Origin of the sequence: Rhizobacter sp. (genome assembly GCF_031412075.1) — a bacterium.
Taxonomy (GTDB): domain Bacteria; phylum Pseudomonadota; class Gammaproteobacteria; order Burkholderiales; family Burkholderiaceae_C; genus Rhizobacter.
Window position 1 is genome coordinate 1 of record NZ_JANOCG010000632.1, and the last position, 7,980, is coordinate 7,980.

At 65.8% G+C, this 7,980-nt stretch carries 5 protein-coding genes and 1 pseudogene; 2 read left to right on the plus strand and 4 right to left on the minus strand.

Annotated elements, in window-relative coordinates; translation table 11 throughout:
• Positions 1-707, plus strand: a pseudogene (locus RMO40_RS23235) (argininosuccinate synthase domain-containing protein); the annotation flags it as partial.
• Here RMO40_RS23235 and RMO40_RS23240 read toward each other — a convergent pair.
• The gene (locus RMO40_RS23240) at positions 708-1,220 is read right to left on the minus strand and encodes a hypothetical protein (RefSeq protein WP_309725974.1); all 513 of its coding nucleotides are present in this window, start codon (positions 1,218-1,220) and stop codon (positions 708-710) included.
• 143 nt (positions 1,221-1,363) lie between these two features.
• Between RMO40_RS23240 and RMO40_RS23245 the strand changes: the two genes are divergently transcribed.
• Positions 1,364-3,073 carry a long-chain-fatty-acid--CoA ligase gene (locus tag RMO40_RS23245; RefSeq protein WP_309725975.1) on the plus strand — a complete coding sequence of 570 codons (1,710 nt, stop codon included), beginning with the start codon at positions 1,364-1,366 and terminating at the stop codon, positions 3,071-3,073.
• Positions 3,074-3,169: 96 nt separating this feature from the next.
• On the opposite strand, the gene RMO40_RS23250 is transcribed toward RMO40_RS23245, so the two are convergent.
• The 3 genes from RMO40_RS23250 to RMO40_RS23260 all read right to left on the minus strand — a co-directional run bounded on the left by RMO40_RS23250 (position 3,170) and on the right by RMO40_RS23260 (position 7,734).
• Positions 3,170-4,798 carry a carboxylesterase family protein gene (locus RMO40_RS23250; RefSeq protein WP_309725976.1) on the minus strand — a complete coding sequence of 543 codons (1,629 nt, stop codon included), beginning with the start codon at positions 4,796-4,798 and terminating at the stop codon, positions 3,170-3,172.
• A gap of 199 nt (positions 4,799-4,997) precedes the next feature.
• Complete coding sequence (locus RMO40_RS23255) at positions 4,998-7,130, minus strand: prolyl oligopeptidase family serine peptidase (protein WP_309725977.1); 2,133 nt, start codon at positions 7,128-7,130, stop codon at positions 4,998-5,000.
• A 46-nt stretch (positions 7,131-7,176) separates the two neighbouring features.
• Complete coding sequence (locus tag RMO40_RS23260; protein ID WP_309725978.1) at positions 7,177-7,734, minus strand: YaeQ family protein; 558 nt, start codon at positions 7,732-7,734, stop codon at positions 7,177-7,179.
• Between the last annotated feature and the right edge of the window lie 246 nt (positions 7,735-7,980).

Below are 7,980 nucleotides of genomic sequence, written 5' to 3' on the forward strand. Positions count from 1 at the left end.
ACAGCGGCATCAAGATCGTGCAGCCCATCATGGGTGTGGCCTCGTGGCGCGACGACGTGGTGGTCAAGGCCGAAGAGGTCAGCGTGCGCTTCAACGAAGGGGTGCCGGTCGCGATCAACGGCGTGGAGTACGCGAGCCTGGTCGACCTGATCCTGGAAGTGAACCGCATCGGCGGCCGCCACGGCCTGGGCATGAGCGACCAGATCGAAAACCGCATCATCGAGGCCAAGAGCCGCGGCATCTACGAAGCGCCGGGCCTGGCACAGCTCTTCATCGCCTACGAGCGCCTCGTGACCGGCATCCACAACGAAGACACGATCGAGCAGTACCGCGACCACGGCCGCCGCCTCGGCCGCTTGCTGTATCAAGGCCGCTGGTTCGACCCGCAGGCCATCATGTTGCGCGAGACGGCGCAGCGCTGGGTCGCGCGGGCCATCACCGGCGAGGTCACCATCGAGCTGCGCCGCGGCAACGACTACTCGAGCCTCAACACGGTCTCGAACAACCTCACCTACAAGCCCGAGCGCCTGACGATGGAAAAGGGCGAGTCGATGTTCTCGCCGCAAGACCGCATCGGCCAGCTCACCATGCGCAACCTCGACATCAGCGACACGCGCGAGAAGCTCGGCATTTATGCCGCCGCGGGCCTGCTGAGCGGCGACGCCTCGACCGAGATGCTGCGGCTCGGCGACAAGAAGACGAACTGATCAGCCCGCGCGCAGGCGCATCAGCGTCGACTGCAACAGCCGCGCGTCGGCGCTGGCGCGGTGGCGCTGCCCCACCATGCTGTGGCTCATCAGCAAGCGCGTGGCCTGCCAGTCGCGTGCTTCGCTTTCAGTGAGCAGGCTGCGCAGGCTGTCGAGCTTGAAGCTGGGCGACATCTCGGCCTCGTCATACAAAGCGGCCAGCCACGGGTAGTCGTGTGCCCAGCCGTCGCTGAAGACGGTGCGCCCACGCAGGCGATCGTTGAGCTGCTGGGCCACTTCGCTCACGCTGCGGCCATGTTGGGCGAGCATCTCGCGCCGGATGTGGTGGATCTTTTCGGCGGCCGGGTCCCAGTGTGTCCAGTGCGGTGCGGGGCGGATCAGGCTGCAGAAGCTGCTGCCATCGGGCAGCACGTAGCCCACTTCGATCGGGTAGCTGTGGCGCCCGAAGCCGGAGGCTTCGATGTCGAGGAAGGCGGGAGCCTCTATCTGCAGAGTCGCTTGGGTGACAGCCATGGCGCAGCATAAGCACGAAGCATGCGATGGGTCGCCCTCAACCAAGGGCGCCTAGGGTTTTTCCGAGGCCAGCAGAAGTCTTGTGCACTGCCATGCTTCGGTTCTTGCGCGCAGCGCTGTCGTTCTTTCTCGAAGGAGTTCCCGTGACCCAAGCCACCCCCCGCCCGCACGAGCGCATCTGGCCGCAACGTTTGCCGCGCAAGCTGAACGTGCCGGCCACCTCGCTCAGCTTCAACCTGGAGGTCACGGCGAGGCGTTTCCCCGACAAGGCGGCGACCATCTTCTTCGGCCGCGAGATGAGCTTCAGCGAGTTGCAGGCCAGTGCCGACAGCGTGGCCGGCTGGCTGCAAAGTGTGGGCGTGAAGGCGGGTGACCGCGTGGCGCTCTTCATGCAGAACTGTCCGCAGTTCCTGGCGAGCTTCTACGGCATCTTGCGCGCCAACGCCGTGGTGGTGCCGGTGAACCCGATGAACAAGGCGGAAGAGTTCACGCACTACATCACCGACCCCGAGGCCAAGGTGGCGATCTGCAGCGCCGACCTGGCGGCCGTGGTCGAAACCGCCAACGCCGCCGTGCCCGAAGCCAAGCGGCTGACGCACGTGCTGGTCACCCGCTATTCAGATGCCATGAACGATGCGAGCCGCATCGACCCGGCTGACACACCGGCAGCACCACTCGACGCCTGGTTGCGCAGCGACCCGGCCTTGCCCGCGCAAGGCCAAGGCAGCGCCACCTTCCTGCGCTGGCCCGAGGTGCTGGCGCAAGAACTCGTGCCGGGGGCCAACACAGCCCAACCCGATGACCTGGCGGTGCTGCCCTACACCTCGGGCACCACCGGCAACCCCAAGGGCTGCATGCACACGCACCGCACGCTGATGCACCAGACCTGCGGCATCCAGTGGAGCCACGGCAGCCCCGAAGCGATCGGCCTGGGCGTGGTGCCGATGTTCCACATCACCGGCATGGTCGGCATGTCGGCTGCGGTGTTCGCCGGCTCCACCGTGATCACCATGCCGCGCTGGGACCGCGAGCTCGTGGGCCGCACCATCTCGCGCTACAAGGTGACGCACTGGACCTGCATCCCGACGATGGTGATCGACCTCTTCGGCAGCCCCAACTACAAGAGCTTCGACCTCTCCAGCCTGCGCTTCATGAACGGCGGTGGTGCGGCGATGCCGGCGGCGGTGGCCGACCGGCTTGAAAAGGAATTCGGCATCGTCTTCGCCGAAGGCTACGGCCTCACCGAGACGGCCGCCGCCACACACGCCAACCCACCCGAGCGTGCCAAACCGCAGTGCCTGGGTATTCCGATCTTCGGTGTCGACTCGCGTGTGGTCGACCCGAGCACGCTCAAGGAGCTGCCTCCTGGCGAGGTGGGCGAGATCATCAGCCACGGCCCGATGGTGTTCAAGGGCTACTGGCGTCAGCCCGACGCCACTGCGGCGGTGTTTGTGGAGTTCGAAGGCAAGCCCTTCTTTCGCACCGGTGACCTCGGGCGCATGGACGAAGAGGGTTACTTCTTTCTCACCGATCGCTTGAAACGAATGATCAACGCCAGCGGCTTCAAGGTGTGGCCGGCCGAGGTGGAGATGCTTTTGTACAAGCACCCCGCGGTGCAAGAGGCCTGCATCATCGCGGCGCGTGATGAATATCGCGGCGAAACCGTCAAGGCGGTGGTGGTGCTGCGCGCTGAAGCCAAGGGCAAGACCACCGAACAAGACATCACCGACTGGGCGCGCGACCACATGGCGGCTTACAAGGTGCCGAAGGTCGTGCAGTTTGCCGACAGCCTGCCCAAGTCGGGTTCCGGCAAGGTGATGTGGCGCTTGTTGCAAGACGCCGAGCCGAAGTAAGCCCGCCGGTTGCGCCCCAAAAAAGTGGGCCGGCTTGCACCGGCCCACACTCCCTGCCTCACAGTTGTTGTTCGTTGTCTTGGAACCCGCCGCGCCTCAGGGCGTGGGGGTGAAGGGCACGCCCTGGTTCAGCGCCGTGCAGTTGTGGCTGGTGGCGAAGTTGGTGCCCAGAGCGGCCACGCCGCCACCACTGGTGATGTCCAGCCCCTGGTAGCCGTCGGCCGCGGCGGTGAAGGCGGCCCAGGCCGGCACGCCGGTGCCGTTGGGGTTGCCGGTTTTCATGAAATTCGTCCAGTAGCTGGTCATCGTGCCGGCCAGCGTCTGCTGCTCGGCCGTGAGCGGGCTGCTGGTGGGGAAGATGTACTGCAGCTCCGACCCGTGGTACGCACCCAGGCTGAAGGTGGAGCGGTGCGGCAGCGTCGACGGCGCCGTGCGATCACGGAACTCATAGGCATAGACAGGTGCGTGCTGTTGCAGTTCGAGCGCAGCGATGCGGCCGTTGCAGGCGAAGACCATGTCGGTGCCGAGCGCACCGTAGGCCACGCTTGCATCGGGGTAGATCGACGGTGTGGAGTACAGGCCGTTGACCAGGGCGGTGGCGGTGGGGCCGGCGGCCGGGTTGAGCGCGCCGCCCAGCAGCGCGGTGACCTTGGCGATGTGGGCGGCGTTGTCGGCCAGCGGCACGGCGCCGGGTGCCAACTCGTCGAGTGCGACAAACAAGCGCCATTCGTCACGCGTGGTGCCTTCGATCATCGGCACGCGGTTGTGGGTGCCGGCCGCGATGGTGGTGCGCACGTTGGCGGTGAGCACGCTGCCGTCGACCGACGGCACCGGGCCGCTCGGGTACACGGCCGCCTGCGCCGTGAGCAAGGCAGACACCGGCAGTGCACGCAGGCAGTCGACCGTGGTGCAAGCGGTGGTTGACGTGGCGGTGGCGATGGCGGTGGCCACGCCTGCGCCCTTGAGTTGCGCCACGGCCAGGCTGTCTTGCGGGGCACCGAAAGGGTAGGCGCCGCTCATCGCGATTGCCTTGTGGAACAAGCCGGCTGACCCGGCCGAGGCCACGTGCGAGTGAACGCTGAACCCGCCGGCCGACTCGCCGACGATGGTGATGTTGTCCGCATTGCCACCGAAGTTGGCGATGTTGTTGCGCACCCAGCGCAGGGCGGCTTGCTGGTCCATCAGGCCGTAGTTGCCGGAGCTGCCACCTTGTTCGGCGGTGAGCGCCGAGTGCGACATGAAGCCCAGAGCGCCGAGGCGGTAGTTGATCGTCACCACGATCACGCCCTTGGCGACCAGCGCCGACGGGTCGAATGCATTGCTCAGGCCCAGGTAGAACGCACCGCCGTGTATCCACACCATCACTGGGTAGGTGCCGTTGCCCTTGGGCGTGTAGACGTTGAGGTAGAGGCAGTCTTCACTGGTCGAGGCCGAGCCGAATGGCGAGGCGGGCTGGGCGCAGTGCGGTGCGTAGTTCGCGCCCGAACGGGTGCCACCCCAACTGGCGGCGGCGGCCGGGGCGCGCCAGCGCAGGTTGCCCACCGGCGGGGCCGCGTAGGGGATGCCCCGGTAGGCGTAGGAACTGGCGGTTTCGATGCCCGACACGGCGCCTTGGGCGGTGCTCACCTCGAAGCTGGGGTCACTGCCGCCGCAGGCCACGAGGCCGAACGCGAAGGTGGCGCTGGCGAGCGCGCGGGACAGGGCGGGCTGAATCGAAAATCTCATGGGCTGCTTCTCCAGATGCTTTGTTGCACGGACGTGCACAAAACACAGTTTGCCCGACGCGCCAAGCGCTGAGGACTAGGAGAAGCGAGCAGTGCTGCTCAGGGCGCCCCTGCAAGCGAGGGGCTCGGCATTGTTGTCGGACGCCCATATCGCGTTAGATATTGCACGATTGTCCAACAATATGCGCCGATAGGCGCCGTCAACGGCCCAGCTGCTGCCAGAGATAGCTGTATTCCAGCGCTTGCAGATGGGCGCGCTGTTCGTTGTCGGCCGCGCCGCCGTGGCCACCTTCGATGTTTTCGTAATACAGCACGTCGTGTTTCATCGACAGCATCAGCGCGGCCATCTTGCGAGCGTGCCCGGGGTGCACCCGGTCATCACGGGTCGAGGTGGTGAAGAGCACGCGGGGGTACTTCGTGCCGGCCTTCAGGTTCTGGTACGGGCTGTACTTGGAGATGTAGGCCCATTCGTCGGGCAGGTCGGGGTTGCCGTATTCGGCCATCCACGAGGCGCCGGCCAGCAGCGTGTGGTACCGCTTCATGTCAAGCAGCGGCACCTGGCACACGACGGCGTTGAACAGATCCGGGCGTTGCGTGAAGGTGGCGCCGACCAACAGCCCGCCGTTGCTGCCACCCATGATGCCCAGGTGTTTGGGCGAGGTGATCTTCTGCGTGACGAGGTCTTCGGCGACGGCAATGAAGTCGTCGTAGCTGCGTTGTTTGTTGGGCTTGACCGCGCTTTGGTGCCAGCTCGGGCCGAACTCGCCGCCGCCGCGGATGTTGGCCACCACCAGCACGCCGCCGCGGCTGTACCAGGCGCGGCCGAAGCCACCCGAGTACCAGGGCTTCATCGAGATCTCGAAGCCGCCGTACCCATAGAGCAGCGTCGGGTTGTTGCCGTCGGCCTTGGCGCCTTGGGGCCAGACCACGAAGTAGGGCACCTTGGTGCCGTCTTTCGAGGTGGCAAAACGCTGCTCGGCGCGCATGCCGGTGCTGTCGAACAGGCCGCCCCGTGCCTTCAGCAACTCACGTTTGTCGTTGGCCGTGCTGCTCAGATAGAGCGAATCGGGTGTGAGGAAATCGGTGTAGCTCAGCCAGTAGGCCTCGGCCAGCGGGTCGTCTTTCAACAGCGGGTCGTGCAGGCTGCTCACGCCCAGCGAGCCGGGGAAGGGCGCGGCGATCTCGCGGCGCGTGAAGCTGTCGCCCTTTTTGTGCCACTGCTCCAGCTTGCCAGCCACGTTGTCGATGATGTTGAGCAGCACGTGGTCGCGGGTGCTGGTGTAGCCCGACAGCGAACGTGTGGCCGTGGGTGTGAACAGCGCGGCCAGCTTGCGCTCGCCGCGCAGGTAGGCCGTGGCGTTGGTGTGCAGCAGCGAGCCGCTCGGGAAGCGTGTGTCGCCCACCTGGAGATCGCTGCGCAGGTGCAGCAGCATCGTGTCGCGCACGAAGCTGGGCGTGGCATCGCTGGGCATGTCGAGCTCGACCAGCTTGTCGCCTTGCAGCAGAAACTTCTTGGTGTTGTAGAAATCGAGCGCGCGCAGGAACAGAGTGCGCTCGTAGCCGGGCGTCTTGTCGACGCTCACGTTCACCGCCACGTCTTTGGCCTCGCCTTCGAACACCGTCACGGCCTCGCTGAGCGGCGTGCCGCGTTTCCAGCGTTTGATGACCCGCGCGTAGCCCGAATCGGTCATGGAGCCGGGGCCAAAATCGGTGCCCACGTAGAGCGTGTTTTGATCGATCCAGTCGACGTCGGTCTTGGCCTCGGGCAGCGTGAAGCCGTCTTTCACGAACTGCTTGGTGGCGACGTCAAACTCGCGCACCACCTTGGCGTCGGCGCCGCCACGCGACAGCATCACCATGCAGTGCCGGTAGCTCGGGCCGAGACAACTGGTGCCGCCCCAGACCCAGTTTTCGTTCTCGCTCTTGGCCAGGGCGTCGAGGTCGAGCACCGTTTCCCATGCCGGCTGGGGCTTGCGGTATTCGGCCAGCGTGGTGCGCCGCCACAGGCCGCGCTTGTTGGTTTCGTCTTGCCACAAGTTGTAGAGCCAGTCACCGCGCCGCGCGACGGTGGGAATGCGGTCTTTCGCGTTCAGCACCTCCAGCAGCTGGGCCTTGGTGGGCGCATATTCGGGCCGCGCGGTCAGCTCTTTTTGCGACAGCGCATTGCGCTCGCGCACCCAGTTGAGCGCGCGTTCGCCCTGGACCTCTTCAAGCCAGATGAAAGGATCGGTGGGGTCGGTGGTTCCGGTGGTGGCGGGTGGTTGCGGCATGGCGTAGGGGCTGATCGAAATGAAGAAGGAGGCGGCGCCAAGGCGCCAGGTGAGCAGTTTCATACGTGCGGCTCCAGGGGGGGGGGGGTGGCGCCTGTCGTTGCAGGCTTCAGGCGGCCGGGTTCAGCCGCTGTGGCGTGATCTCGATGCTGCTGGCGCCGTCACCGACCCACACAGCACCGTCTTGCACCGTCACCTGCAGCTGCATGGTGCGTTGTGCCAGCGCGGCGAGCGCCTGGCTCTGGTCGGCGGGCACCTGCCACACGGCGATGTTGCGTGCGCGGGTGATCTTGGTCGCGATGCCGGCCCACCAGATGGGCGTGCTGTGGCTGAAGCTGTACACATGCAGGGCTTCAGTGCGCGGGCTGGCTTTCATCAGGCGCTTGTCGTCGGGCTGGCCGATGTCGATCCACTGCATGATCTGGCCGGTCAGGTCTTTTTGCCACAGGCTGGGCTCGTCGGCGTCCCACAGGTCCTTGGCGAAATCAAGCGCGCCGTTGTGATCGTCTGCCGGTGCGTTGAGCGCAAAGGCCAGCAGGCGGATCATCATGCGCTCGTCGGTTTCAGACGGGTGGCGCGCGATCGTCACGCTGTGGTCGCCGTAGATGCTGCGATCCATGTCGGCCAGCTGCAGCTGGGCTTTGTAGATGGTCGCCTTGATGGCCATGGGCTGGTGAATCTTCAGGGGAGGGACGGGCATTAGAACCCATCGCGTGGGGCGACAATCGCCACCTTGAGAACCAGTCGCGGAGCCATCCCATGAGCATGAAAAAATTCGACATCGAGAAGATGATCGCCAAGAAAGTGACCGGCCAGATGAAAGCCGGTGGTGTGTCCAGCCGCTTTGGGCAGGGCGCCGGTGAGGTGCTCGACAAGCGCGAGCGCCGCGCGCGCGACTCGGCGGCCGGGCTGG

Excerpts from the sequence above, each read along its gene's own strand:
- RMO40_RS23240 (WP_309725974.1), bottom strand. The coding sequence starts at position 1,220 with ATGGCTGTCACCCAAGCGACTCTGCAGATAGAGGCTCCCGCCTTCCTC.
- RMO40_RS23250 (WP_309725976.1), bottom strand. The coding sequence starts at position 4,798 with ATGAGATTTTCGATTCAGCCCGCCCTGTCCCGCGCGCTCGCCAGCGCC.
- RMO40_RS23255 (WP_309725977.1), bottom strand. The coding sequence starts at position 7,130 with ATGAAACTGCTCACCTGGCGCCTTGGCGCCGCCTCCTTCTTCATTTCG.
- RMO40_RS23260 (WP_309725978.1), bottom strand. The coding sequence starts at position 7,734 with ATGGCCATCAAGGCGACCATCTACAAAGCCCAGCTGCAGCTGGCCGAC.